At 53.3% G+C, this 25,668-nt stretch carries 22 protein-coding genes and 1 pseudogene; 14 read left to right on the forward strand and 9 right to left on the reverse strand.

What is annotated here, in order from left to right; translation table 11 throughout:
- Positions 1-451, reverse strand: a pseudogene (locus tag FCS97_RS07235) (hypothetical protein); the annotation flags it as partial.
- 316 nt (positions 452-767) lie between these two features.
- Here FCS97_RS07235 and pedF point away from each other — a divergent pair.
- From pedF to FCS97_RS07270, 7 genes are all read left to right on the forward strand, one after another.
- A complete protein-coding gene (gene pedF, locus FCS97_RS07240; RefSeq protein WP_138517710.1) occupies positions 768-1,223 on the forward strand; it encodes a cytochrome c-550 PedF in 456 nt (151 codons plus the stop codon).
- A gap of 105 nt (positions 1,224-1,328) precedes the next feature.
- Positions 1,329-2,177: a substrate-binding periplasmic protein gene (locus tag FCS97_RS07245; protein WP_138517711.1), complete on the forward strand. Its 849-nt coding sequence runs from the start codon at positions 1,329-1,331 to the stop codon at positions 2,175-2,177.
- Positions 2,178-2,426: 249 nt separating this feature from the next.
- Positions 2,427-2,900: a 4Fe-4S dicluster domain-containing protein gene (locus tag FCS97_RS07250; protein WP_008251418.1), complete on the forward strand. Its 474-nt coding sequence runs from the start codon at positions 2,427-2,429 to the stop codon at positions 2,898-2,900.
- Positions 2,901-2,932: 32 nt separating this feature from the next.
- The gene (locus FCS97_RS07255) at positions 2,933-4,780 is read left to right on the forward strand and encodes an aldehyde ferredoxin oxidoreductase family protein (RefSeq protein ID WP_138517712.1); all 1,848 of its coding nucleotides are present in this window, start codon (positions 2,933-2,935) and stop codon (positions 4,778-4,780) included.
- Positions 4,777-6,150: an NAD(P)/FAD-dependent oxidoreductase gene (locus FCS97_RS07260; protein WP_138517713.1), complete on the forward strand. Its 1,374-nt coding sequence runs from the start codon at positions 4,777-4,779 to the stop codon at positions 6,148-6,150. The genes FCS97_RS07255 and FCS97_RS07260 overlap by 4 nt, the downstream gene beginning before the upstream one ends.
- Complete coding sequence (locus tag FCS97_RS07265; protein ID WP_138517714.1) at positions 6,117-6,368, forward strand: MoaD/ThiS family protein; 252 nt, start codon at positions 6,117-6,119, stop codon at positions 6,366-6,368. The genes FCS97_RS07260 and FCS97_RS07265 overlap by 34 nt, the downstream gene beginning before the upstream one ends.
- Positions 6,369-6,372: 4 nt before the next feature.
- A complete protein-coding gene (locus FCS97_RS07270; RefSeq protein WP_138517715.1) occupies positions 6,373-6,675 on the forward strand; it encodes a hypothetical protein in 303 nt (100 codons plus the stop codon).
- A gap of 507 nt (positions 6,676-7,182) precedes the next feature.
- On the opposite strand, the gene FCS97_RS07275 is transcribed toward FCS97_RS07270, so the two are convergent.
- From FCS97_RS07275 to FCS97_RS07295, 5 genes are all read right to left on the reverse strand, one after another.
- Positions 7,183-7,581: a DUF1850 domain-containing protein gene (locus FCS97_RS07275; protein ID WP_138517716.1), complete on the reverse strand. Its 399-nt coding sequence runs from the start codon at positions 7,579-7,581 to the stop codon at positions 7,183-7,185.
- Positions 7,578-9,677 (reverse strand): TRAP transporter permease, encoded by a 2,100-nt coding sequence (locus tag FCS97_RS07280; RefSeq protein ID WP_138517717.1) that lies wholly within the window; start codon positions 9,675-9,677, stop codon positions 7,578-7,580. The genes FCS97_RS07275 and FCS97_RS07280 overlap by 4 nt, the downstream gene beginning before the upstream one ends.
- A gap of 97 nt (positions 9,678-9,774) precedes the next feature.
- Positions 9,775-10,731, reverse strand: coding sequence for a TAXI family TRAP transporter solute-binding subunit (locus FCS97_RS07285; protein ID WP_138517718.1), 957 nt, complete (start codon positions 10,729-10,731; stop codon positions 9,775-9,777).
- A 139-nt stretch (positions 10,732-10,870) separates the two neighbouring features.
- Positions 10,871-11,581 (reverse strand): response regulator transcription factor, encoded by a 711-nt coding sequence (locus tag FCS97_RS07290; protein WP_171035200.1) that lies wholly within the window; start codon positions 11,579-11,581, stop codon positions 10,871-10,873.
- Positions 11,571-12,755 carry a sensor histidine kinase gene (locus tag FCS97_RS07295; protein ID WP_138517720.1) on the reverse strand — a complete coding sequence of 395 codons (1,185 nt, stop codon included), beginning with the start codon at positions 12,753-12,755 and terminating at the stop codon, positions 11,571-11,573. Before FCS97_RS07295 ends, FCS97_RS07290 begins: the two co-directional genes overlap by 11 nt.
- A 149-nt stretch (positions 12,756-12,904) precedes the next feature.
- Here FCS97_RS07295 and FCS97_RS07300 point away from each other — a divergent pair, with 149 nt between their 5' ends.
- The 6 genes from FCS97_RS07300 (at position 12,905) to FCS97_RS07325 (ending at position 19,093) form a co-directional block, all read left to right on the forward strand.
- Positions 12,905-15,430 carry a TonB-dependent receptor gene (locus tag FCS97_RS07300; protein WP_171035201.1) on the forward strand — a complete coding sequence of 842 codons (2,526 nt, stop codon included), beginning with the start codon at positions 12,905-12,907 and terminating at the stop codon, positions 15,428-15,430.
- A 66-nt stretch (positions 15,431-15,496) separates the two neighbouring features.
- A complete protein-coding gene (locus tag FCS97_RS07305) occupies positions 15,497-16,513 on the forward strand; it encodes an MBL fold metallo-hydrolase (RefSeq protein ID WP_138517722.1) in 1,017 nt (338 codons plus the stop codon).
- A gap of 86 nt (positions 16,514-16,599) precedes the next feature.
- The gene (locus FCS97_RS07310) at positions 16,600-17,250 is read left to right on the forward strand and encodes a MotA/TolQ/ExbB proton channel family protein (protein WP_138517723.1); all 651 of its coding nucleotides are present in this window, start codon (positions 16,600-16,602) and stop codon (positions 17,248-17,250) included.
- A 5-nt stretch (positions 17,251-17,255) separates the two neighbouring features.
- Positions 17,256-17,864, forward strand: coding sequence for a hypothetical protein (locus tag FCS97_RS07315; RefSeq protein WP_138517724.1), 609 nt, complete (start codon positions 17,256-17,258; stop codon positions 17,862-17,864).
- Entirely contained in the window at positions 17,861-18,376 is a 516-nt protein-coding gene (locus FCS97_RS07320) for a hypothetical protein (protein WP_138517725.1), read from the forward strand. Before FCS97_RS07315 ends, FCS97_RS07320 begins: the two co-directional genes overlap by 4 nt.
- Before the next feature lie 3 nt (positions 18,377-18,379).
- Positions 18,380-19,093, forward strand: coding sequence for a hypothetical protein (locus FCS97_RS07325; RefSeq protein ID WP_138517726.1), 714 nt, complete (start codon positions 18,380-18,382; stop codon positions 19,091-19,093).
- A 16-nt stretch (positions 19,094-19,109) separates the two neighbouring features.
- Here the strand turns inward: FCS97_RS07325 and FCS97_RS07330 are convergent, their stop codons facing one another.
- The 3 genes from FCS97_RS07330 to FCS97_RS07340 form a co-directional block, all read right to left on the reverse strand.
- Positions 19,110-19,649, reverse strand: a complete 540-nt coding sequence (locus tag FCS97_RS07330; RefSeq protein WP_138517727.1) for a hypothetical protein — start codon at positions 19,647-19,649, stop codon at positions 19,110-19,112.
- 74 nt (positions 19,650-19,723) lie between these two features.
- Positions 19,724-23,989: an ATP-binding protein gene (locus FCS97_RS07335; RefSeq protein WP_138517728.1), complete on the reverse strand. Its 4,266-nt coding sequence runs from the start codon at positions 23,987-23,989 to the stop codon at positions 19,724-19,726.
- Positions 23,990-24,070: 81 nt separating this feature from the next.
- Positions 24,071-24,676, reverse strand: a complete 606-nt coding sequence (locus FCS97_RS07340) for a TetR/AcrR family transcriptional regulator (RefSeq protein WP_138517729.1) — start codon at positions 24,674-24,676, stop codon at positions 24,071-24,073.
- A 93-nt stretch (positions 24,677-24,769) separates the two neighbouring features.
- On the opposite strand from FCS97_RS07340, the gene FCS97_RS07345 reads away from it, so the two are divergent.
- Complete coding sequence (locus FCS97_RS07345) at positions 24,770-25,657, forward strand: SDR family NAD(P)-dependent oxidoreductase (protein WP_138517730.1); 888 nt, start codon at positions 24,770-24,772, stop codon at positions 25,655-25,657.
- Positions 25,658-25,668: the final 11 nt, after the last annotated feature.

The raw sequence follows: 25,668 nt of genomic DNA on the forward strand, positions 1-25,668 counted from the left end.
GACCGTGAACGACAGTGGGCAATTCTTCAATCAGCGCGGTGCCAATTGCATTGGTGCCCTTGTGTTCCTCGCTCCAGGTGACGCCTGGCGCCAGGGCCACTTTCTGGGCTTTCACCAAGAAATCATCATCACCCAGCGATTCAATAATGGTGCCGCTGGCATCGGTCAACAGCACCATGCTGTGTGTGTTCACCACCTGCTCATACAGGGTTTCCATGAAGGGCAACGCACACGATTTCAATCGGTTGTTTTTTTCGATCAGTTCTCGCAGTGCGCTGCTGGGCGGTGGCGCCATGTCCACTTTGGACGTGGTGTCCAAGCCCGCGGCGGTTGACCGCTGGTGTGCTCGCCGAATGAATTCGAGGTGTCCTTCCGTGCCCGGGTCGATCAGTTCAATCACTTGGGCGTTGGATGCGAGGCTGCCGCCATCCCGCTCGGATAAGAAAGTCATCCATGTCTCCTGCTTCATGTGGTGCTGCGTTTTTTATGTGTGGTTTTAGGTGCAACTTGAAGCGCTGAATGTTTTTAGTTGTATTGATGTTTCAGCTGCTATGTTGCCCAATGCAAGCACTGTGCCAACTCAATTCAATGTGTTCCAGAATGAAACACCTTTTGATGAAAAGTAGCACAGATCAACCCAAGAGACCATAGAGTTCGCCATTTGTCACAATTGGTAAAACTAATTCACAAATTCAAATGAATAGGGTGGCATGGGGATTGCAGTAGCTGGCCTGTGTTGAATCATTCTTAGAAAGACAGGAGTTGTGATGTTAGTTCGTAAAGCCCTAGTGGCCACCCTTTTTTCCCTGGCCGCGTCAGTGGCAGTTGCACATGGTGATGTAACCCCGCAGGTTGTGGATGTGTCCACGCTAAAGCCTTTGGGCGATGACATGCTGGACAGCAATCCCTACGTGGGTGACAAGGAAGCCATTCGCGTTGGAAGTTCGGCCTACAACCAGAACTGCGCGCGTTGTCACGGCCTTGAAGCAGTCAGCGGCGGTATTTCTCCTGACCTGCGCAAGATGAACACTGAATGCGATTCTTTTGCAGGCAAGAAGGCAAAGGAAGAGTGCAAGGTTGAAATCGACACTTATTACCGCAACTCGGTTTTGGGTGGCAAGGTGCGAGGTGACCGCGTGTACATGCCAGCGTTCGCCGGTATTTTGAGTCAGGAGGCCATTTGGGCCATCAAGGCTTATGTGGAAACCCGTCCGTTCGAGTAAATAGCGGGGTTTTCTGAAGAAAGGCCGCCACTGGCAGTGCGCGGTCTTTCTACTCAATCCAATCATAAGAAGCGTGTCCAAGACGCAAAATAACCGGAGACTGTTATGAATGTATTTGTGAAATGGTGTGGCGCGATTGCGCTGGGCTTTTCAATTCAGCTGGGTGTGTACGCGCAGGAACTGAGCGACTGGGCCAAGGTGCAGGCCTCGGGTGTGCTGACTGTGGCGGTTTATAACTACCTGGCACCGTATTCCCACGAAGGCAAAGGCATTGATGTGGACATTGCCAAAGCTTTGGCCGCCAAACTGGGCTTGGGCTTGCGGGTTCGCGCTTTCACAGAAGATGAAGAGTTTTCCGACGACATTCGAAACATGGTGACACGCGGGCACTACCTGGCGGGTGCGCCTGCAGATATCTTGATGCACGCGCCTGTGGATGCGTACATCATGCAAAAAGAAGATCAGGCGCTGTTCTTCTCTCCTTACACCCGTGACGATATTTTTGTGGCGCGTAATGTCAAGAAATTGCCAACCCTGGACAGCCTGAAGCCGTTCTCGGAGGCGGGCAACAAAATTGGCGCTGAAGCCGCGGCCTTGCCCAGCATTATGCTGGCCGGTGCAGATGGTGCAGCCTATGCTGACAATTTGGTGAACTTTAAAACACCCAAAGAAGCTGTTGATGCCATGGTCAATGGGGAGCTTGTCGCTGTAATGGCCACACGGGCTGAGTTGGAGTGGGCGCTGCACCAGCACCCTGACAAGAAGGCCGACTATTTCGTATCCAAGGTGCCACACAATTCACTGCCACCCAAGGGTTGGGCTGTGGGAATGGCCACCAAGAAAACCAACAAGGAACTGGCCGAGAAATTGACGGTGGCAATGAATGAACTGAAAGAAAGTGGCGAGATTGAGAAGATTTTCGCAAGCTATGGCGTGAAGTACATGCGCCCCTGAGTGTTGTGCTGAAAATTATCGCAAAGAATCCCTGTCATTTGGCGGGGATTTTTTTTGCAACAGTTGTTGCAGTTTGAAACAACTGTGTTGCATCGGGAAAACCCGAGGCCATGAAATTCGGGAAACTGTTGCCGAGACTGGCGCAAATAATCTTTTCAAGTTGGCAGGCTTATTGCATAAGAGTGTGCTGTATGGAGTGCGGTAGAAAAGCCTAGAAACCAATAAACCAAAAAAGCGAGGAACAACGGGATGCAAAAATCTCTTCACATCACGCCCGACAAATGCACGGGCTGCCTTCAGTGTGAAATGGCGTGTAGCTATGAAAACTACCAGGTGTTCAACACCTCACTGTCTCGAATCAAGGTGTTCGACTTCCACCACACCGGCAAAAAAGTGCCTTACACCTGTACTCAGTGCGATGAGGCCTGGTGTTTGCACGCTTGCCCGGTTGAAGCCATCACCATGGACAAGACCAATGGTGTGAAAGTGGTTTCTGAGGACACTTGTGTGGGTTGCAAGGTGTGCACGATTGCTTGCCCGTTCGGTACAGTGAACTACGTTCAGGAAACCGGCAAGGTTCAGAAATGTGACCTGTGCGGCGGCGACCCCGCTTGTGCAACAGCCTGCCCAACCGGCGCGATCACTTTTGTGGATTCCAACTGGACTGGTTTGGACAAGATGAAGCAGTGGGCTGAGAAACTGAGTAATCAGGCTCACGCGTAATTCAGAAGAATAGAGAGAAGGGAGTAATACAAATGGCATGGACCGGTAAAGTACTGCGTGTGAACCTGACTGCAGGCACCTGCACCAGCGAAGACTTGAGAATGGATTGGGCAAAAAGCTACCTTGGCCAGCGTGGTTTGGCCACCAAGTACTTCGTTGAAGAAGTGAATGCGAAAGTGGATCCACTTTCACCCGAAAATAAGATTATTTACGCAACAGGCCCACTCACCGGGACGATGGCTTCCACTGGTGGCCGTTATTCAGTGATTACCAAAGGCCCGTTGACTGGCGCAATCGCCTGTTCAAACTCAGGCGGTTACTTCGGCAATGAACTGAAGAGTGCTGGTTGGGACATGGTGATCATGGAAGGCAAATCACCCAAGCCTGTGTATCTGTTGATTGAAAATGAAAATGCGAAGTTGATGGACGCTTCTGACCTGTGGGGCAAGAGCGTGTGGGACACCGAGCCCGCCATCAAAACCAAGCATCAAGATCCGTTGATGCGCGTGTGTTCCATCGGCAAGGCTGGTGAAAACCAGGTGCTGTACGCAGCGATAGTGAACGACCTGCACCGCGCTGCGGGCCGTTCAGGCGTGGGTGCCGTGATGGGCTCCAAGAACGTGAAAGCCATTGCAGTGCGTGGTACCAAGGGTGTTGGCAATATTTCCAACCCCAAGGAATTCATGAAGGTCACCTACGAGAAGAAAAAAATTCTCGCAGAGAACGCAGTAACCGGCACAGGCCTGCCCACCTATGGCACGCAGGTGTTGATGAACGTGATCAACGAAATGGGCGCGATGCCCACGAACAATCACCGCGATGTGATTTTCGATGGCGCCAAAGACATTTCTGGCGAAAAAATGCACGAGCCACGCAAAACCGACGGCAAGGCCAACCTGGTGACCAATCAGGCTTGTTTTGGCTGCACGATTGCTTGCGGCCGCATTTCCAAAATTGATGAAACCCACTTCACCGTGGAAAACAAGCCCCAGTACCACGGCGCATCCGGCGGTCTGGAATACGAAGCGGCTTGGGCTTTGGGTTCGTCCAATGGCGTGAACGATCTGGAAGCGCTCACTTACGTGAACTTCTTGTGCAACGAGCACGGTATTGACCCGATTTCACTGGGTGCCACTGTGTCTGCAGTGATGGAACTGTATGAATTGGGCGTATTGACGGAAGAACAACTGGGCTGCAAAGCGCCGTTTGGTTCCGCCGAGGCCTTGGTGAAATTGAGTGAAGACACCTGCAACGGCGTTGGTTTCGGCATTGAAATTGGTCAAGGTTCCAAACGCCTGACCACCAAGTACGGCCACCCAGAATTGTCGATGAGCGTGAAGGGCCAGGAATTCCCGGCCTACGATTCTCGCGGTATTCAGGGCATGGGCTTGGCGTATGCCACCTCCAACCGCGGTGCCTGCCACCTGCGCGGCTACACCGTGGCGTCTGAAGTGCTGGGCATTCCAGTGAAAACAGACCCCCTGGTGACCGATGGCAAGCCAGCCTTGGTGAAGGCATTCCAGGACGCAACAGCGGTGTTCGACTCAGCCGGTATTTGCGTGTTCACCAGCTTTGCCTGGACCTTGGCCGACGTTCAGCCCCAAGTGGCTGCGGCCTGTGGCGATGAATTCGACATGGCCAATCTGGAAACCATGGGCGAGCGCATCTGGAACATGGAGCGCCAGTTCAACCTCGAAGCCGGTTTCACGAAGGCTGATGATGACCTGCCAGCGCGTTTGAAGAAAGACGCTGCAAAAGTGGGCCCAGCCAAAGGCCTGGTCAACGGCATCGACAAAATGCTGCCTGAGTACTTTGAGCTGCGTGGCTGGGACACCGAAGGTCGCCCAACCTCCGCAACACTGGAGCGCTTGGGGCTATGACCGGAACCACTCCAACACGGCACGTTATCTTGGGTAACGGGCCTGCGGGGGTGGTCGCTGCCGAGCAAATTCGCAAGCAGCGGCCTCGCGATTCAATCGTGATGGTGGGTGCCGAACCGGAACCCCCATACTCCCGCATGGCTATTCCTTACCTGCTGATTGGCAAGGTGGGCGAGAAGGGTACTTACCTTCGCAAAGACCCTGACCATTTCAAGAAGCAGAACATTCAGGAAATTCGCGCACGCGCCACCAAGCTGGACACCGCAGGTAAAAAAGTGGTGCTCGACAATGGCGACGTACTTGAATACGACAAGTTGCTGATTGCAACGGGTGCACGGCCAATTTCACCACCCATTCCCGGTGTTAATTTGCCCGGCGTACACCCCTGCTGGACACTGGAAAATGCGCGGCAAATTATCGAGCTGGCCAAGCCCGGTTCACGCGTATTGCAAATGGGCGCGGGCTTTATCGGTTGCATCATCATGGAAGCACTCGCCTTGCGCGGTGTGAAGCTGACGGTGGTTGAAATGGGCAACCGCATGGTGCCCCGCATGATGACTGAAGGCGCAGGTTCCATGATTCGCGACTGGTGTATCAAGAAGGGTGTAGATGTGCATTGCTCCACCCGCGTGGAAGCCATTGAAGTGGGCAGCCAAGCCGAGCAGCAAAGCCTGATTGCCAAAATTGGTTCTGCCATTGGCTTTGGTACTGCAGTGGCCGCCAAAGACGGCGCACCCTTGCGTGTGAAGCTGTCCAATGGGGAAACGCTGGAAGTGGACTTGGTCATTTCTGCCACGGGCGTGAAGCCAAACCTGGACTTTCTGGAAGGCAGTGGCCTGGAACTGGATCAAGGTTTGCTGGTGGACGATCACATGCAAACCAACATCAAGGATGTGTATGCCGCCGGCGATGTTGCACAGGTTCGGGATTTCTCCACGGGTGAGAAAACCGTGAACATGATTCAGCCTGCCGCCGCAGACGATGCACGCATTGCTGCCCAGAACATGATGGGGCAGGGCACGCAAACACAGGGCAGTTTGGCCATGAACGTGCTGGACACCTTGGGCTTGATCGCTGCCTCGTTTGGTCAGTGGTGGGGTGCTGAAGGTGGGCAAAGCGTTGAGTTGCAAAACAAGGACGAATTCACCTACCTGCGTTTGGAGTTTTTAGACGATGTGCTGATTGGTGCAACCAGTTTGGGGCTAACGAACCATGTTGGCGTCATGCGGGGTCTGATTCAGGGCAAAATCCACTTGGGTGAATGGAAAGACCATTTGCTCGAAGATCCAACCCGATTAATGGAAGCCTATCTGGCTTGCGCCCAATCACAAAGCACATGGAAATTACCTTCAAACTCTTTGCAACACTGACCGATTATTTGCCAGCGAACCGCAGCGACAACGCGGTTCGTTTGCAGGTAGATGAAGGCAGCACCGTGCAACAAATTATTGATCAGTTTCACTTGCCCGAAAAACTAACCCACCTGGTGTTGGTCAACGGCGTGTACGTAGACCCGGCTGATCGAACCACGAAAGTTTTGACCCCCGATGATGTGCTGGCCATTTGGCCTCCCATCGCGGGTGGTTAACTGCATGGCGATTTTCAACACCGACAAAGCGTTGGACATGTCGTGCACCGAACGCGAGTTGCGTCGCTGGGTGCACATGATTGCTGAATTGTTTCCCATGATTTCAGAACAAGCAGGCCATGCAGATTTTGAGGTGCAGGGCGGCACGGCGCGCATTGCCTGGAAAGAAATGCCAGACCGTGTGATCGCTTTGGTGCGATTGAAACGGATGGAAGTGATATTGGCTTTTTCTGATGGCGTTCCTGCAGATGCCAGGGCGAACTTTTCCAAACAGTTCCAGATGCACACTTTGCGGGGCGGTGGCTGAGGCTGAGGCTGGTGATTGGTGATTGGTGATTGGTGATTGGTGATTGGCGAGGTTTGGGTGCGGCAGCGGCTGGCCTAAGCAATGCTTCTGATCCGGCTTGATGCTTCTGGCTTGGGGCATGCGAAACGCTTAAGCGTCTTCGCATCGACCTTTCAGGTCGCCCCTCGCTGCGAATCCGCCGGGAAGCCTTGCAAAGCCGGCCAACCGCTGCCACACCCAAGCCTCACCTTACTACTCACAACACTCGAACATCGCCAGTGCGGTTGCCAGCGCGCTCAGGCTGCAATGCCCTCGCAGCGCCGATCAAGAAAACCTGCCCTTGGTGTTGAATTCACCGTCCGTTCGGCAACGCCGAAAGCGCAGCCCGCCCGCTGTTTAGCGGGTGCGCTTAGGGCGGTTAATCAATACCAAGGGGGTAGTCAGGTTTTCTGGCGCTAGAGGGTATGCGCCTGAGCAAGCCAGAAGTCAGGCAAACGGGTATGCACCTGAGCAAGTCAGGCAAGTGGCTTACTTGCTGTCAGGCTTGATCGTAAACGACTCAACGCCTCGATTCTCGAACGTCGCAAAGTCGATGCATTCACCAGCCCGCTGCGTGATCGCATCAAGCGCACAAAGCGTCCAGTTGTCGGGTGTCAGTTCGGAATTAGCCAACGAGATTGCAGGTACAGTTACCAGTGATTCTGGCGCCCATCGATACCAACCATTGTCCAGAACGGCATTGGGTGCCGGGTCTATTCCGGCACCGCTGCCTTTCACAAAGGTTTCTCTCAACACCAGCTGTTCATTTTGAACCTGCCAGTGTTCCACCCACCCGGTTTTTTCCACAGAGTGTGTCCAGCTCAAGGAAAACAGCAGGCCCGCCAGGCAGGCTGCCGATTTCCCCGCGATGAACACACACAGGCTCATGCCGGTTGCAATTTGCCTTTCACCGCACGCATGTTGCGCCAGGCCATGAAACCAAACACAACTGCCAGTGCAAAACCGACTTCATCGGTGATGGGCAAGGCAGCGATGAGGGTGAATGATGCAGCCATGCCCAGCACACGCAGCCACAAAGGAAGCTTTGCGCCCAGGTAGCCGATCACCGCCGCGCCCCACAAACCAATTGCCAGTACAGTTTTCACCACGATGTATATCACCGCTGGAATGTAACCAATCTCACTGGCCAGTGGCCCACCGTCCTGAAGCATCAATGCGGGCGTATACACAGCCATGAATGGGATCACGAAACCAGCCGCCGCAATTTTCACGGCTTCCATGGAGATGGTCAGGCCACGTTCTTTGGCAATGGGTGCGGCTGCAAAACAGGCCAGGGCCACGGGCGGTGTCAGGTCTGCAAGAATGCCGAAATAAAACACAAACATGTGGCTGACAATCAGTGGCACGCCCAGTTGTTCAAGCGCCGGGCCTGCAATGCTGGAGGTGATGATGTAGTTGGGAATGGTAGGAATACCCATGCCCAACACAATGCAGGTGAGCATGGTCAAAACCAGCGACAGGAACAGACTGTTCTCGCCCACACTGACCACGAACTGGCCGAAGGTATTGGCTGCACCGGTCAGTGTCATGGTGCCGATGATAATGCCCACCATGGCACAGGCCACACCCACAGGCAGGGCCGACTTGGCACCGTCGGCCAATGAATCACGGCAAGCAGCCAGTGTTTCACGGCCACCTTTCTTGAATGCATTCACCGCAATTAGCGCCAAAATTGCACCCGCGATCACCCAGATACCAAACTGCAAAAATGCGGCACAAACCACGCCCAAGCCGATCCAGAACAAAATTCGAATCACCGTATTGGGCAAGCCGATCGCGATGGAGGCACCCAAAATAAGCACCACGGTGAAGGCCAGGCCCACGGTGCCCGCAAACAATGGGGTGTAACCACCCACCAGTAGCCACACCAAGGCAATCAGCGGAATGACTAAGTACCACTGGTCTTTCACGGCTTTCCAGGGATTGGGCAGGTCTTTTTTCTCAAGCCCCTTCAAGCCATGCTTGCCAGCCTCAAGGTGCACCATCCAGAATGCGCCAAAGAAGTACAAAATGGCGGGGATAATGGCGGCTTTCACAATTTCGGAGTAAGCCACACCTAGTGTTTCAGCCATGATAAAGGCCACAGCGCCCATGACTGGCGGCATTAACTGGCCACCCATGGATGCTGTTGATTCGACACCGCCTGCGAATGCGGCGCGGTAGCCAAACCGCTTCATCAGTGGAATGGTGAATTGCCCGGTGGTTACCACGTTGGCAACGCCAGAGCCGGAAATCGTACCCATCAGTGATGAAGAAACCACGGCCACCTTGGCTGCGCCACCTTGTGCATGGCCCACCAGGCCGAGAGCGAAGTCGGTGAACAGTTTGATCATGCCCGCTTTTTCAAGGAAAGCGCCGAACAGGATGAACAGGAAAATATACGAGGCCGACACATAGGTCGGGATGCCGTAAATGCCCTCTGTGCCATAGGCCATGTGTTCAATCACCTGGTGAAAGTCGTATCCACGGTGATCAAATGGCGCTGGCAGGTACTGGCCAAACAGGCAATAGGCGAAGAAAGCACCGCAAATGATGGGCAACGCTGGCCCCATCAGAACCCAGGTTGCGATAAACACAGTCGCGATCGCGATCACACCCAGGTAAATGTCCAGTTCGGTGGGGTCACCCGCACGCAGCAACAGTTCCGTGTATTCATACCACTGGTACCCGGCTACACCCACTGCGGAGAGTGCCAATAACCAACCCACTGCCTTGATCGCCGTATTTTTCTGAATGGCAATCAGTGGAAAGGTGAGTAACAACAGAAAGCCCACGTGAAAGGCGCGTTGTACCTGGCTGGGGAAGTCAATCAAATGTGCAGCAGTGGCAATTTGAAATGCCGAGAAGAGCACGGCAATCCAGAACAGCAAACGTCCTTCCCTGGAACTGGTAAAACCAGCGGAAGTGGGGTCATGAAAGCCGGCGGAAGTTGTTGCAGCAGTAGAGTCGGGTGTATTGGACATAGACAAAAAGCCCGGATAGGGCCTCTAGAGAAGTGAGGTTGTAAGCCACATCCCGGCGGGATGTGGCAACTTCTTGATTACTGCAGGGTTAATCCGATCACTTGATCAAACCTTTCTCACGGTAAAACTTCTCGGCGCCGGGGTGCAAGGGCACGGGCATGCCTTGCAGGGCATTTTCAAACTTGATGGCATTGGCAGCCTTGTGGGCAGAGCGAAGTGCCTCAAGGTTTTCCCACATCAGTTTGGTCATTTGATAGGCCGTTTCGTTGGAGACCTCGGAATGGGTGATCAGGAAGTTGACAACCGCTGCTGTGGGTACATCTTGGGTTTGACCCACATAGGTGTTGGCAGGAATTGTTCCTTCCACATACGGCGCGCCCAGCTTTTTCACAACCTCGGCGGGCACTGCAACCATGTTCACTTCCATGGAAGTCGACAAGTCTTTCAATGAGGCCACACCCAAGCCTGCAGACTGCAGGGTGGCGTCCAGTTGGCGGTTTTTCATCAGTTCAACTGATTCTGCATAGGGCAGGTATTCAGTTTTGCCCAGGTCTTTGTAGGTCATGCCGGCGGCTTCGAGAATCGCGCGTGCATTCAGTTCAGTACCAGATTTGGGCGCACCCACCGACAAGCCTTTCCCCTTGAGCTGGGCCAGGCTGGTAATGCCCGAAGATTTGGAGGCCACGATTTGAACGTAGTTGGGGTAAATGGCTGCAATACCGCGCAATTTGTTGAGTGGTGCCTTGAAGCCAGCTTCAGCATTGCCTTCCCAGGCCAGTTTCACAGAGTCACCCAGCGAAATACCCAGTTCACCACGGCCTTGTTGCAGAAGGTTCAGGTTCTCGACAGATGCTTTGGTCGATTGCACTTGCGTTCGGGCACCGGGAATATTGTCCGCATACACTTTGGACAGGGCCACACCGATTGGGTAATAGATACCCGAGGTGCCACCTGTGAGAATGTTGATGAATTCGGCCCGGGCGGGAGTTGTAGCCAGCGCCAAACCAGTGATGGCCGTGGCCAGAATTGCAATTTTCGCTTTGCGAAGCATCATGCGTCATTCCTCCTGAGAAAGTGTTGTCGTATTTTGGTTGTGCAATGAATATCCCCGAGAACGTCGAAGGTTGCAAGGCAAAGCAGCCAGTTTTTCGGGAAAATACGGGAAAATACGAATGAGGAATACGTGAGTAGCTTTACTCGCCAAAACCAGGCGGCTTCCTTCCAAAGCCCTGGCTCCAGGCCCAGAAGGCCAGTTCGAAGTCGGTGTGTACCCCCAGTTTTTGACGAATTTGTGACAGGTTGTTGCTCACGGTCTTTCCACTGATTCCCAGGCTTATGCCCACCTGCTCGATGGTATGCCCTTCGACCAGTAGCCTTACCACGTCGACTTCTCGGGGGGTCAAGCCACTTGCTGTCACGGTTGGTGACTCCCCGGTTCCATCGCTTGGCACATTCTGCTTTTCCGGGGGCTGCACGGGGAGAGCACCTGTCAACATGCCTTGAGTTTGCACATCGCTGGACACGAAGGTTTGCTCGCCCAAGGCCATGCGAATGGCTTGAATCAATTCATCCGGTTCACTGGATTTCGTGACGTAAGCCCGCGCTCCCTGTTCCAGCGCCTTGGCGGCGACCACGGGGCTGTCATGCATCGACAGCACAATCAGCGCCAACCGAGGCCATTTGAGGCGGACACGCTTGATCAATTCCAGGCCACTTTGACCGGGCATGCTGATGTCCAGTACCAAAGCGTCACAAGCCTGGGTTTTCAGCAAGGCAAAGGCCTGGTCCGCATTGCTGGCTTCACCGACTACCGAGAGATCATGCTCTGAATCGATAAAACGCTTGTAGCCTGCGCGAACTGCAGAATGGTCATCGACCAGAATGATTCTGGATTCAAGCGGCATGGTCTGTCCTCGCAACAGGCACATGGCAACGCAGCACAAACCTGTCTCGTTCGGTGTTCCACAGTACCCTGCCATGAAGGCTGGCCATTCTCTCGCGAATGCCAGTGAGTCCCAGTGAGGGCGTGATTGGTCCTTGTGAATCAAGGCCGTCATTCTCAACAATCAAAATAAACTCCTGTTCCTGATCATTGAAACCGGCCAATACTTTTACATTTTTCGTGTTTGCATGGCGGGCGGCATTGGTGAGCGCCTCCTGCAGGGTGCGGTACACAGCAATCGGTGCGTCCTTGGACAATTTGGGCGTGTTGGGTGCCCAGGCAAAGTCAACATACCAACCATGGCGCTTGGCCCAGTTGTCGAGCAAGTCCAGCGCTGCATCACGCAGTGAAACTTCGAGCAGCAGGTGCGGTTTCAATTCCCGCAGCGAACTGCGCAGCCAGCCCATCATTTCCTGCGCCTGGTCGTGCACGGCCTGTGCCGCCTCTTGCACATTGGCCTGCGTGTTTTTCACCAGAAACGCCGAGTTCACAGAGATGGAAGTGAGGGATTGGCCGAAGTAGTCATGCAGGTCTTGAGCAATGGCCTGTCGCTCGCGTTCCTGCAAGTCGACAACCCGGTTCAGCAGATCCCGGCTTTTTTTCTGCTCGGCGTTCAGGGTGTTGATCAGTTGAAGCACGCTGTCATGGATGCGTTTGAATTCTTCAATCCTGAATTCGCCGGAGTCATGCAGGCTTGGCGCGGGCAGGTTCGGGTCTCGGTCCGCTTCTTCGTAAGTGCGCAGGCTTTGCACCAGTTGCTGCAAAGGCTTGTTCAAAGCGGGCTTTAGGGAATACCAAACCACAACGCCACTACCGGCTGCCATTAGCAGCAACATGGCACTGATCAAATAGAGTTCCCTTCGGGTTTCCTTGCGTTCCTGTTCGGCCTTGCGTTCAGCCAGTTGCTGGCGCAGGCGTTGCAATTCAATATTGCTCAAGGGTTCTGCATTTGACAGGCCTCGGTGCAAGTCGTCCACCAACTCCGATGCAGCGCTGTACTCGGTTTTTACATCGAGCCGCCCCATGGCGAACACCACCAACACGCAGCACAAGGCCCAAAGGCCCAGCCAGGTGAGTAATCGTCGAACCAGCAACTCGCTTAAACGCATGGATTGCAAACTTTGATTGAATAGCAACAATGTGCACCAGAAAGCGGGTGTGTAGAAGGGGGGAAATCCTTTTCGGGAAAACTTCCCTGTTCGGATCTGGCATTATTGGCAAATATACAAGAAACAAGTCGCGTGGTTGCCTGGCCAATCTCCATGGCGCGCAGAGCAGGTCAGCCATGCGACTTCTAAAACTAAAAATCCAGATCAAAGGGCTGTGTATGTTTGCGCGTCAAATTTCGTATGGGCATGTTTGCCTTATGGCACTCTCGATTTCGTCCATGTTCCGCCCGGCTCATGCCCAGCAGCTGGAGGAGGTTGAAGTTATTTCCACAACCCCATTGCCGGGTGCGGCCATGTCTGTCGATCAAGCACCTTTCAGTGTCAAAAAGATGGATTCCCTGGAGCAAAACTCCGGCAGGGAGTCGATTAGCCGAAGCCTGTTTCGCGGTATCAATGGTATGCAGGTCACAGACAATCAAGGCAATCCGTATCAGTCCGATGTCACCTATCGCGGTTTTTCAGTCACACCCTTGTTGGGTACACCACCGGGTTTGTCGGTGTATGTTGATGGGGTACGCCAGAACGAAACCTTCGGTGATGTGGTGCGCTTTGATGCCATACCGCAATCGGCCCTGAAAGAGGTCACTGTACTGCCTGGCACCATGCCGCAATTTGGCTTGAATTCACTGGGCGGAGCCATTGTGATGCAAACCAAAAGTGGTCGCGATTTTCAGGGCACACAGCTGGATGCCGAGCTGGGCGATTTCGGGCGCACCCGGTTTGGTGTGCAGAAGGGCTGGGTGGACGAGCCCACGCAACGTGATTTTTATGTGAACTTCAATTCCTTCAATGAAGACGGCTGGCGGGTGTTGTCACCCAGTTCGGTCATGCAGCTGTTCGGGAAAATGGGTGTAGTGTCTGGTGACACACAAACCAATTTCAGCTTGGCGCTTTATGAGTCTGACTTGAACGGCAATGGTGTGGTGCCCCGCAGTTTTTATGAAGAAAACCGGGCGCAGTCCTACACCTATTTTGACAACACCCAAAACACGGGCGGGCAGTTTGCAGTGGACTTTACGCGTTACCTGCAAAGTGGCGCAGAGCTGACTGCAAATGCCTATTACCGCAGTTCCAGATCGACCACCTTTAATGGCGATGGCAACGAGAACGAGGACTACCGCTATGGCGTGGCCGAGTTCGAGCCAGATCGGGCTGAGGTGGAAAACAACCTTGGACCGGGCACTTACAACCTGACCTGTAGCGCACCTGCATCCATGGCTTATGCGCCGGGTTCTGTGACGTTCGATGAAAACGACCCCGCGGCAATTGACCCCGACAGTGCAGATTGCCCCGGTGCAAACAACCGTGGCGTGTTGAATCAGGACGTGGTGGGTGTGGGCCTGCAATATGCACTGGCACCCATGGGCGCACACAAGGTGCTGGTGGGCACACAGCTTGAATTTGGCAAATCGGATTTTCGCCGCAGCTACGCTTTGGGCGTGTTCAATCCTGACAGGACTGTGCGGGAATTGTACGCGCCCATTGAACAGGTGAATGTGGAGGCGAACAACCGTCAGTTTGGTGTGTACGCACAAGACGTGTGGACGCTGAATGACAAAACCACCTTGCTACTGGGTGGCCGCTATAACCATGCATCGGTAAAAACCACAGACCGTTTAAGCCCGGTGTTGATCAATGAGGAGGGTGAGGCTGGCCCCGGCTTGAACAACGACTACACCTATCAGCGGTTCAATCCTTCATTCGGGATTTCATATCAAACCGCCCCGCGCAGCACCTGGTACGCCAGCGCAGGAACCAGCAACCGCGTACCTACCCCGGTTGAACTGGCTTGTTCGGACCCCGAGTTTCCCTGCCTGTTGCCCAACGCGATGGCGGCTGATCCGTTCCTGGAGCAAGTGATCACCTCCACGGTTGAGGGTGGTTACCGTACCCGTTGGGTGAGTGGCAGCAAGCAATATGGTTTTTCATTCAATATTTTTCGTGCCAACAACAAGAACGATATTTTGTTTGTCACCGATGGTGCCGGTTCAGGGGGCTTTTTTCAGAACTACGGCAAAACCCGTCGGCAGGGCATGGAGCTTGATTTTGACTGGGACACATCGGAATGGAATTTCGGTGCCAGCTACCAGTACCTGGATGCCACGTTTCAAAGCCCGGCACGTTTGGCCAGTGAAGGCAATAGCAGCGCAGTGGATTTGAATGGTGACCCAGCGGTGGAGGGTGGTTTCATTCAGGTGCAACCTGGCAACAAGATTCCGGGGCTTGCTGAACACAATGTGAAGTTATCGCTCGGCTACAAGGCCAGCAATTCGACCACGTTGTATGCAGACATGCAGGCGCAAAGTGAGCAGTACGCGCGCGGCAATGAAAACAATCAACACCGGGCGGGCGTTTTGAATATTCCTGGTCAAGGGCCAGTGGAGTTCAAGGACAATGGCCGCATTCCGGGTTTTGCTGTGTTTAATTTGGGTGTAAACCATGCCTTGAACAAAAACCTCACCCTGATTGCACGTTTGAACAATGTGTTTGATCGTGAATACTTCAATGGGGCTTTGTTGGGTGGCAATATTTTTGACCGCAACGGTTCATTGGTTGAAGACGAAGACGACATCACTTATGAATCATTCCTTGCGCCCGGTACCCCCCGAAATGCGTGGGTGGGGGTGAGCTTTCGGTTCTAGTGTTTTGCCGCTGCCCCTGAATCGGCTATGCTTTCGAAGTTCTGTTGATTCAGGTTTGGCTTTCCCATGTGTTTGAATATTCGAAATATTACCTTTGCTGTTTTCTTATCCCTGCTTGTGCCCATTGCCCAAGCCCAGTCGGGCGACTGCTGGCAGCAACACCGTGCCACTGTGTATGAGTGGACTTGTGCAGGGCAAAGCCTGCCTGCTGAGGGTCAGGATTTCGCACTGTCGATTGTGGTGGTTGATTCACCCAAGGCCTTGATGGTGATTGATTCCGGTGCAACTGCCGCCGTGGGCGAAAGCGCGGCAGCGGCAATTCGCTCCAAGTTTGGCACCAAGCCTGTGTGGATTCTGAATACCCAGCCCAAGCCTGAGCATGTGTTGGGCAACGTGGGTTTTCGATCCGCCTTTGCCGGCACACTTGCGCCGGGAGAGAGTTTTTTAAACCGTGTGGTGGCAGGTAAACGCACCGCCGACTTGATGCGTGAACGCTGCCCCACTTGTATCGACAATTTTTCAGAACGCATGGGAAGTGATTCTGTAAAAGGCACGGAATCTCTGGTTCCAGGTCGAATTTTGCGCACCAAGAGCGGCCATCTGGGTTTGTTGCAAAGTGATTGGGTGCCCTGGAAATTTCGCCTGTACAACGACCTTGAAACTGAAGAGGCCTTGGTGTTGCGCAATCAAGAGTTGAAGCTTTGGTGGGTGGGCTCGGCGGTTCAAAACCGGGACATTCCCGATTTGTACGACGGCAATGTGGTGGAGCGCATCAACTTTCTCGGGCGCCTGAAAGCCCGCATGGGGACAGATGACACATTGCTGACGTCGTTTGGCGCCCTGGGCAGGGACTGGATCGAGCGCAATTTGAATTACTTTGTGCGGGTTCAACAAGATGTGCTTTACGGCCTGGAAGAGGGCGTGAGCGAGGTGGAACTGATCGAGCAAATTAGTGCGCAAATCAGCGAGTTTCAAAACCCGGTGTACGTGCAGACCGACCCCGGTGTGAATGCCAAGGCGCTTGAAACCCATCAATTGAACATTCAGCGCATCTTCCGCCAAACAGAGCCATTTGCTTTTTAGAAGGCTTGCTGGAATGTAGCTTGCTAGTAGTCTTTGGAACTGTTGCAAACTGAAACAGGCGAATAACAACACAGGGACTACTTGCATTGACTACCAACAAAACTCACACCCTGTTTTTGCTGTGGGTGCTGCTGATCAGCCTGACTGCTTTTGGTTTTTACATGACCTGGCACAAGGGCCTTTTCCAATGGATTATCTTGACCGACAACACGCGGATTTGCGTGGTGATCGTGCTGGCTTTTTTCGCTGGCAGTGGGCTTGCCGGTTGGCGCAGTGTTTATTTGAGCAGGCAGACCCAGTATTTCGAGCAAATTCGAAGTGGCTTTGCCGACTTCAAACTGGGGCAATCCATTTGCCACGACTATCTGACCCATCCCCTTGCGCATCCCAGTGAGGGCCAGTTGATGGCCGAGGTGATGGCTGAGCGTGCGCGTGGCACACACCAGGTGGGCTGGTTTGTTACCGGGCTGATGATCAAGCTCGGTTTGTTGGGCACTGTGGTGGGTTTCATCATGATGTTGAGCAGTCTGGAAGGTTTGGAGCAACTGGACATCTCCGACATCAAAACCCTGATGCAGCAAATGACCCAAGGCATGGGCGTGGCCATGAACACCACCTTGGTTGGTTTGATTGGCAGCATTTTGTTGGGCTTGCAGTTTTTGATGCTTGATCGCCATGCGGACAAACTGATTGCGGCCACTGTGGACTATGCACACCGAAACGTGAAAGCGAGCTAAGCAGAATGCCGCTTTTCAATCACAAGCCAGACTTTGAACTGGACCCGTTCACTGATCTGATTTTCAACGCGCTGTTGATTTTCACTTTTCTGTTTTTGATGGCTTTGTTGCTTCTGAACCCGCCAGCCAAAAGCGGAATCATTGACCCCAAGGCCGAGTTTTTGGTGACCGTAAGTTGGCCCGACAACGACCCCAACGACATCGATGTGTGGGCTGCCGGGCCCGCAGGTGCGCAGGTGTGGTTCATGCGACCACAAGACGGCCTCTTGCACCTGGATCGCGACGATCGTGGCTTGGCCAATGACACTCAGGAAATTGAAGGGCAAGTGTTTGTCAACCCCTTGAACCAAGAGGTGTTGACCATTCGCGGTCGCCCCCCTGGGGAATACATTGTGAACCTGCATTACTACAAAACTGAAAACAACCAGCCTGTGCCCGTGAATGTGTATGTGGCCGAGGTAAACCCGAAATTGAAAGTGTTGCATTACTCCACGGTAAACCTGGTACAGCAGGGTGATGAGGTCACTGCAGTGCGGTTCACGATTGATGCAAACGGCACAGTGAGCAATATCAATCAACTTGAAAAATCTTTGGTGAAGGCAGACGGAAAATGAATGAAGTGTTGGTGGGTTTGGGCATTGCCTATATTTTTCTGGCGGCGCTGCTGTTGCTGGCTCTTGTTTATGGCCGTATGAACTGGACAATCAAACTGATTCTGATTGTGGTGTCTGTGGGTTTTTATTGGGTCAGCTACATCAATTGGCAAAATGCACAAGGTTGGCCAAGCCAGGCTGAATTGCCCAAACGCTTTTTGTTTTATGCGGTGGTGGTTGAAGAACCCGACAAAACAGAAGGAATCAAGGGGCGCTTGTTCGTGTGGGCCAGCGACCTGGCCAATGACAGGCCATCAGACACACCACGTGCTTACGAGTTGCCCTATGACAAAGAACTGCATGTCAAGCTGGATGCTGCACAGCGTCAAATGCGCAACGGCAATTTGCAAATTGGGGAGGTGGGGGGTGAGTTGTTTGATCCACAAGCCACACGTGACAACACACGAATTGCAGACAAGAAAATTGATCTGGAGTTCACGGACTTGCCCGACCCTCAGTTGCCGGAGAAGTAAGCCATGTTGAAAATCTTAGGTGTGGCAGTGTTGGCATTTGCCCTGGCATCCTGTTCAAAGGTGGGCGGGGGTGAATACTTTCCCTTGAGCGAGGGCATGCAATGGCAGTACCAACTTGATTACGTGATGCCCGATGGCAAGAACAAGAAAGACCTGACGATTCGTACCGTGGGAATGTCCAGTTTCAAGACAGAAGACGACGAGATTCAGGGCATGGTGCGAAGAACGTCGGATGGCACGGATTACTTTGTTCAAGAGCGTGAAGACGGTTTTTACCGTGTGGCCAAACGCGTGATTGTGCAGACCAAACCGCAGGCAGACAAAACCCCGCGGCTGATTCTGCCCAAAGGGCGAAACCTGCGGGTGGGTTACACCTGGACCATGGACACCAGCCCTTATGTCATGCACTGGATGCCTCCTTTTATCGAGGCCAATGGCAGTATCAAGCCATTCGATTTGGTGTACGAGGTGGCTTCAATGGATGACACAGTGGAAACACCAGCCGGCATTTTCGAGAAATGCATACGGCTGGAGGCTACCGGCAAAATGGTGTTTTATGCGGATGCCAGTGCGGGTTACCAGGAAATTCTGATCAATCACAGCGAATGGTATGCACCCGGCGTGGGTTTGGTGAAACTGGAGCGGGAAGAACCACTGGACACCAGCATCATGAAAGGCGGCAAGGTCACCATGGTGCTCACTCGCCTGGTTCAATAAGTGCACGTAACCGTGTTTACTTGTTGAACAGCCCTTCGATGACTTGGTCACAAAAACGTTCACGCTTTTCCCCGTTGCCGGTGACGGTGCAATGTTCGATCAACACCTGGTCGCCAACAAGGCTGTGAGACTCTACACGGTCGGCGTAAAGCAGAATTTCCTCGGTGTCCAGGCTGAACTTGGAATCCAGGTCCATCTGGTTCAGGTCTGGCCTGCGCCAGTGCACCGTGAACAGCGGCTGGTTTTGAAACACCTCGCCTTTCTGGTTTTGTAGTTCGGTGACTGCCTGCACAGACAGCACGGGGTGGCTGTTGAATTCTTGCGGGTAGTAACGTTTCATTTCCCGCATGATGTTGTAGGCGTCGGTTGCGAACAGGGTCACGATGCGGTTGCGCGTTACAAAAGTAATTTGATCGGTATTTAAGCCCCGAACTTCTACAATGTTGCCGTTGGCCATTTTGTCCATGGAGTCTGGCGCGGGGGGGCTGCAGGCAGCAAGCAGTGCGATACAGGTCAGCCAGGTGGCATGTTTGACAAGGCGCATCGTGGGGCGCATCGTGGTCTCCGGTGTTGTGTTGTTGTGCCAGCAGTATAGGGGGTAAATGTTGTCACCGGGCTTACACCGGGTTCTTACTTCCGGCAAAGCTTGCGCAAAGCCGACTCCAGTTCGGCGGGCTTTGGCGGTTTGGCCATAATTGCGTCAACATGGGGCACTTCTTCCTGACTTAACGACATTTGTTTGCCCCAGCCCGTCAGCATCAGTACCGGCGTGTTCGGGCTAAGCGTTTTAATCATTTCAGCCAGTTCCTTGCCATCCATCTGGGGCATGCCAAGATCGGTGATAACCGCATCGAATGCGGCTTCTTTGCGTGCAGCCTGATTGAAAACCTGGGCGGCCAAGGCGCCGCTGTTTGCAGCTTGAACCTCATGCCCAGACATTTCCAGAATGGCCGTCATCGCAGCCAGTACATTGGAATCGTCATCAACCAGCAACAACTTCAGTGGGCGCCCGGTGTCGGAACCAGATTCCGTTGGCCCGGAATGTGAGGTGTCGTTGTTGCCCGGGGCGTGAACCGGAAAGTACAGATCAATGACCGTGCCTTTGCTGGCCTCGCTTTGAATTTCCATGTGACCGTGCGCACGTTGCACAATGCCATACACCATGGACAATCCCAGCCCGGTGCCCCGTTCGCCTTTGGTGGTGAAGAATGGCTCGAAACAGCGTACTTGTTGCTCGGGTGTCATGCCAATTCCATTGTCTGCAATTTGGATCACAAGCTGCGGCTTGCCGTGATTGTCGCGGAATGCTGTTTTCAACTGAATTTGTCCACCCTTGGGCAAGGCGTCCACTGCGTTCAAAATCAGGTTGGTGAGTATCTCGCGCAATTCAGTTTCCGACATCGGCAGTTTGGGCAACGGGCTGCTCAGCTCATGTGCGATGGTGATGGTAATTCCGTTGCGCAGTGCCATGTCGCCCCAACGTGGGCGGGTCAGTTCAATGGCCTCCAGGCACATGTCATTGGCATCGCAAACCTGGGTGGGTTCTGCCTCATTTCTTGAGCGTGCAAATCGCCCCATGCGGTCTACTGTGTTGCTGACATCATCAATCGCAGTTTGAATAATGCGAAGTTGTTTGTACCCTTTCTCGCTGATGCTTTTTTCAGTTTCCAGCAACGACTCCAGGTAGAGTGTGGCGGGCGAAATGGCATTGTTGATGTCGTGCGCAATGCCGCTGGCCATGCCTGCCAGCGCATGCAAGCGTTCCTGCTGCAGCACCATGTTTTGTGTGGACTGCAATTCACGGTAGGCTTCCTGAAGTTCGTTCAGCAACTCCACCTGCGACAAGGCCACAGACACATGCTCGCTCAACTGGTCCACAAACTCGATTTCTTCGCTTGAAAATGCATCAATTTCCGTGCGTGAAATCACGAGAACTCCAAGCACCTCGTCGCCCTTCATCAAGGGATTGATAATCAGGCTGTACAAGCCACCCAATGTATTCATGGCTGCACCAATTGGGCCCCGCGTTTCGCCCATATTGGCGTTGTGTACCCGTTTTCCTCTTAAAGCGACTTCCAGATGAACGCCGTGCCCCTTAACCTGTGCACCCACGAACAGTCCCAGTTTGTCGGCCAGGGCCTGACTGCGATTTCCAACCGAACGAACCGTTAGCGTATTGCTCGCGTTGTGGTAGGTGGCCATCAGGCTGAAGTCGGAGGGCAGCCGTTCTTCCACATGATTGACAACCACGTTGTAAATGGAGTCGAGGCTTTGACGGTGGCTGATTGCGCGTGTAATTTGATTCAGCAGCTGCATGCGGGCCAATTGAGCCTGGCTTTCGCGTTTGGATTGAACCAGGCCACTGACGTTCTGTTCAAGAATATCTTGTCGTAGTTTCTGCTCGGTGATGTCACGCTGAATGCCGATCCAGTGGGTGCATTTGCCCAGTGGGTCTATCATGGGAACAATTTCGAGATCCACCCACATTTTTTCGCCGTTTTTTGTGTAGGTGATCAGTTCCTCGCGCACCGCTTCCTGGCGGGAAAGTGCATCACGAATTCTGTTTTTTGCCTCAGCCTGGGTTTCTTCCCCTTCAAGCACTGCGGGCGTTTGACCGTAAATTTCTTCGCGCGTGTAGCCTGTGCGTTCCAGAAAAGCCTTGTTGACATACTGGATTTTCAAGCCACCAGTTTCGAATGCTTCAGCGTCAGTCACCAGCACCATGTCATTGAGCCGCTCAAGACAGGTTTGCAAAAGACGAAGGCTTTCCATGGTCTTGGCTTTCTCGATGCCATTGATCAGGTTGTCCAGTGCCATCGAACGGTTGCGCGCCACCGTGTCGAGCAAATGAACCATTTCTTCGCCAAAAAAATGGGTTTCATCACCCATGTACACGAGGCCAGAATGCAGTCGGCCATTCAAGTGCAGGGGGATAACCGCCATGGACTCAAGCCCCCTGGCAATTGCTTCTTCCAGCCAGTTTTTGGCCATGGGTTCGTTGCGTAAATCGTCGACCACATACACCTGGCCTGTGCGCAGTTTTTGCAACAAGGGCGAGTCAGGTCTCAAGATTGTTTTGGACATGATGGTCGAGACAAAATCGGTGTCTCGGCCGCCACACGCAGCCACCGAAAATTCGAGCGTTTCCCGTTTGAACTGGACCACCCAGACCAAGGGAATTTTTGCCAGCCTGGGCGCAGCTTCGCAAATTTCCTCGTACATGGCTTGCGCACTGTCGAAGGCAGGCAGGCGTTGATTGATGTGGTTTTGCGCCAGCAAAGCACCATTGATCCTTTCCATCATCACGTCTTTTTTTCGCTGCTCCGTGATGTCCTGTATGCAGCCGTGAATACGGGCGGGCTTGTTGTCAGCGTCCTTCATGACTTCGCCTGCGATTCGCGCCCAAATTCGACGATTCTTGAATGTGGTCATTTGAACGACGATATCGAAAGGCTGACCGTTGGTTTTTGCATTCTCGATGGCTTCGGCTATCACCTGTTTGTAACGGCCCACGTACAGGTTCATGCCCTGTTCAAGGTTGGGTATTTGGTCAGAGTCGTGGTCAAGCAGTTGAAATGTTTCTTCCGACCAATAGACCGCATCATTGTTGATGATGTCGATAGCCCAGCCACCCAGTTTTCCGATTTGACCGCCCAGGCGTTGAAGCGCCATGTTGAATTTCAGTGCTTCCAGTGCATCTTGCTGCTCTTGCAGTTCGTCAGTGGACGGTGGTGCGGCACTGTACACATTGGCCTGTTGTTCAAGTGGGCTTGTGGACAATTGCTTGCCATGCCGTGGCAAACAGACTTTGAACTCGGCACCTTCGCCCAGTTTGCTGCTGGCGTGAATGGTGCCGTGGTGTCTTTCAATGATCTTTTTTACATTGGCCAGGCCCATGCCGTGCCCCTGGAATTCATGCTGACTGTGCAGGCGCTGAAATGGCTTGAACAGGTTGGCTGCAAGCTCGGGGTCGAAGCCAACACCGTTGTCTTTCACCGAAATGGTGAGCAATTCATCCGATTCCTCCACGTTCACCTGAATTTCCGGGTGTGTGTTTTTACCACTGAACTTCAGGGCATTTGAAAACAGGTTGAGAAACACCTGTTCAAGCAAGGCCTCATCGCCTTGAATTGCAGGCAAGGGTTTAACACGCCAGTTTGGGCGGGGGCCGTCGCTTTCAAGCTCTGACAATATTCTTGCGCGCGAAACCACATCGGCCAGATTGACCGTTTTGAAGTTCAATCCAGAGTCGCCCAACCGCGCAAATGCCAGCAGGTCCGCCACCAGTTTGCTTCCCCGATCACTGCTTTCCTTGATGCGTTGAATGTGCAACCACTCTTGGGGTGTAAAACTGCTGCTGGACCGGTTGCTTAAGCCTGTTGCATGCCCCTGGATCAGGTGCATCACCGAGTTCAGGTCGTGAGCAACCCGTGCCGCAAAGCTGTCAAGGTCTGCGTTCAGCTGAGTGAGGCGTTGGTTGGCCGTGGTGACTTTGTTGAGCAGGGCTGCGTTTTGTTGACGCAGTCTGCTGTTCTCCAGCGCGCGCTGAATAACCGGCAGAATTTCGTTGAATTTGAAGGGTTTGAGGATGTAATCGAGCACACCCATCTGGATTGCCTCGACAGCAGTTTCAATGCTGCCGTGGCCAGTCATTAAAATTGCGCTCAGGTCGGGGGAAATTTGTTTGGCCTCGCGAATCAATTCTGTTCCGCTCAAAGCCGGCAATTTCAGATCAGTCAACAGCAGGTCGCAGGGCTGCTCACGCAAGGCCTGCAAAGCATCGCTTGCGTTTGAAAAGCCCGCAACCGTATAGCCTTCCAGTTCAAGAAGGGAGGTTAATGCTTCTCTTTGTAGGGTTTCATCGTCAACCACATACAGGCGTGCCGACAGGTTCATGGAGGCTCCTGCACTATTTTTTCTGCTCTAGTGCATGGTATCGAACTTAACGGTATTTAACGATAGCCATTTTGGAGCCCCTTAGCTTTGCAGTTCTTTTTCCACGTAGTGTCCAGCCATGTCAGCCAATCCCCTGGCCAGGTCATCGAATGAAAAGCTTGGGTTGGGGTGGTTCAGGTAGCGGATCATGGTGGCAATGCCGCTGTTGATGAAAATATAGGTCATGGTTTGCAGGTTGTTCAGCCGCAAAATTTCCGGGTGTTTGATCGCGTGTTGAACAAACAGGTCGCCCAGCGCACGGTAAATTGGTCCGAAGGGCACATGTTTTTCCATCAGGGCCGATTCACGGGCGCAACGCAGGTACAGTTCATCGTCTTTTTTCAGAAATTCTGCAGTTTGTGCGATCAGTTCATACACCGCATCGCGTAGCGAAAGCCGAACAACGTTGCTTGTTGCACCCTGAATTACACCGACCATCTCCTTGGAAAACCGCTCTCCCATGGCGCTGAAGATCGCTTCCTTGTTCTCGAAATACTCATAAATCGAACCCACACCCACACCTGCATACTCTGCAATCTGTCGCGTGGTTGCACCTTCTGCGCCGTGTTTGGCCAGCGCAATGAATGCGCCTTGAACAATGGTTTCTACCGTGTTCTGTGAGCGGGTCTGCTTTGGTTTTCTGGTCATGAATAAATCCGAATTGAATCCGAACAAACGTTCGTTTTAATATGACATTGTTCAATGTCACGGTCGCTATGTCAAGCGCAACAGGATTCAACCATGTTTGGAAAGAAGATTACCAAGGGGGCCAATGCCGTGGTCACCGGCGCGGGCAGCGGCATTGGCCGTGCCTTCGCACTTGAAATTGTTCGGCGTGGCGGGCGCGTGGTGTGTGCCGACATCAGCCTGGAACGTGCGCAGGAAACCGTGGACCTGATCATGGACATGGTGGCGGGCAAGTTGAAAAACCCTGACCTGGTGTTTGTGCCGCAGGCCTGGGCGGTGAAATGTGATGTCAGCAAACTGAAAGACGTGGAAGCGTTGGCCTTGCAGGCTGAAGAGTTGCTCGGTGGCAGCGAAGCCAACACGGCGATTGATTTGGTGGTGAACAACGCTGGCGTGGGTGCGGGTGGAAAACCCATTGGTGAAACCACCATCGACGACTGGAAGTGGACCATTGGCGTGAACCTGTGGGGTGTGATCCATGGTTGCCATGTGTTTGCGCCGCGATTGCGACAAAAGGGAGCAGCTGCCAAGTGCGGCATCATCAATGTTGCCTCCACAGCCAGCTTTGCCGCAGCACCTTTAATGAGTGCTTACAACGTGACCAAAGCAGGTGCACTGGCTTTGAGTGAAACGCTGGCAGCCGAGATGGCTGGCACTGGTGTCAATGTGACTGCGCTTTGCCCCACTTTTGTAAAAACCAACATCACGAAAGACGGTCGCATTGATGCCGCATCCAACCAGTTTGCCAACAAGCTGATGGAGTGGACTGGTGTGTCGGCTGACGGTGTGGTGAAAGAAACACTGAATGCATTGGACAAAGGGCAACTGTATGTGTTGCCTCAACTCGATGCTCGCATGATTTGGCGCATGAAGCGCTTGATGCCCCGCAGCTACACGCGCGGTGCTGGTTTATTGGCCCGTGTGGCCGCCAAAGCTTTTTAAGGAGTACACAA

The organism is Limnobacter alexandrii, from assembly GCF_005871185.1.
Taxonomy (GTDB): domain Bacteria; phylum Pseudomonadota; class Gammaproteobacteria; order Burkholderiales; family Burkholderiaceae_B; genus Limnobacter; species Limnobacter alexandrii.

Excerpts from the sequence above, each read along its gene's own strand:
- pedF (WP_138517710.1), top strand. The coding sequence starts at position 768 with ATGTTAGTTCGTAAAGCCCTAGTGGCCACCCTTTTTTCCCTGGCCGCG.
- FCS97_RS07245 (WP_138517711.1), top strand. The coding sequence starts at position 1,329 with ATGAATGTATTTGTGAAATGGTGTGGCGCGATTGCGCTGGGCTTTTCA.
- FCS97_RS07250 (WP_008251418.1), top strand. The coding sequence starts at position 2,427 with ATGCAAAAATCTCTTCACATCACGCCCGACAAATGCACGGGCTGCCTT.
- FCS97_RS07255 (WP_138517712.1), top strand. The coding sequence starts at position 2,933 with ATGGCATGGACCGGTAAAGTACTGCGTGTGAACCTGACTGCAGGCACC.
- FCS97_RS07260 (WP_138517713.1), top strand. The coding sequence starts at position 4,777 with ATGACCGGAACCACTCCAACACGGCACGTTATCTTGGGTAACGGGCCT.
- FCS97_RS07265 (WP_138517714.1), top strand. The coding sequence starts at position 6,117 with ATGGAAATTACCTTCAAACTCTTTGCAACACTGACCGATTATTTGCCA.
- FCS97_RS07270 (WP_138517715.1), top strand. The coding sequence starts at position 6,373 with ATGGCGATTTTCAACACCGACAAAGCGTTGGACATGTCGTGCACCGAA.
- FCS97_RS07275 (WP_138517716.1), bottom strand. The coding sequence starts at position 7,581 with ATGAGCCTGTGTGTGTTCATCGCGGGGAAATCGGCAGCCTGCCTGGCG.
- FCS97_RS07280 (WP_138517717.1), bottom strand. The coding sequence starts at position 9,677 with ATGTCCAATACACCCGACTCTACTGCTGCAACAACTTCCGCCGGCTTT.
- FCS97_RS07285 (WP_138517718.1), bottom strand. The coding sequence starts at position 10,731 with ATGATGCTTCGCAAAGCGAAAATTGCAATTCTGGCCACGGCCATCACT.
- FCS97_RS07290 (WP_171035200.1), bottom strand. The coding sequence starts at position 11,581 with ATGCCGCTTGAATCCAGAATCATTCTGGTCGATGACCATTCTGCAGTT.
- FCS97_RS07300 (WP_171035201.1), top strand. The coding sequence starts at position 12,905 with ATGCGACTTCTAAAACTAAAAATCCAGATCAAAGGGCTGTGTATGTTT.
- FCS97_RS07305 (WP_138517722.1), top strand. The coding sequence starts at position 15,497 with ATGTGTTTGAATATTCGAAATATTACCTTTGCTGTTTTCTTATCCCTG.
- FCS97_RS07315 (WP_138517724.1), top strand. The coding sequence starts at position 17,256 with ATGCCGCTTTTCAATCACAAGCCAGACTTTGAACTGGACCCGTTCACT.
- FCS97_RS07320 (WP_138517725.1), top strand. The coding sequence starts at position 17,861 with ATGAATGAAGTGTTGGTGGGTTTGGGCATTGCCTATATTTTTCTGGCG.
- FCS97_RS07325 (WP_138517726.1), top strand. The coding sequence starts at position 18,380 with ATGTTGAAAATCTTAGGTGTGGCAGTGTTGGCATTTGCCCTGGCATCC.
- FCS97_RS07330 (WP_138517727.1), bottom strand. The coding sequence starts at position 19,649 with ATGCGCCCCACGATGCGCCTTGTCAAACATGCCACCTGGCTGACCTGT.
- FCS97_RS07335 (WP_138517728.1), bottom strand. The coding sequence starts at position 23,989 with ATGAACCTGTCGGCACGCCTGTATGTGGTTGACGATGAAACCCTACAA.
- FCS97_RS07340 (WP_138517729.1), bottom strand. The coding sequence starts at position 24,676 with ATGACCAGAAAACCAAAGCAGACCCGCTCACAGAACACGGTAGAAACC.
- FCS97_RS07345 (WP_138517730.1), top strand. The coding sequence starts at position 24,770 with ATGTTTGGAAAGAAGATTACCAAGGGGGCCAATGCCGTGGTCACCGGC.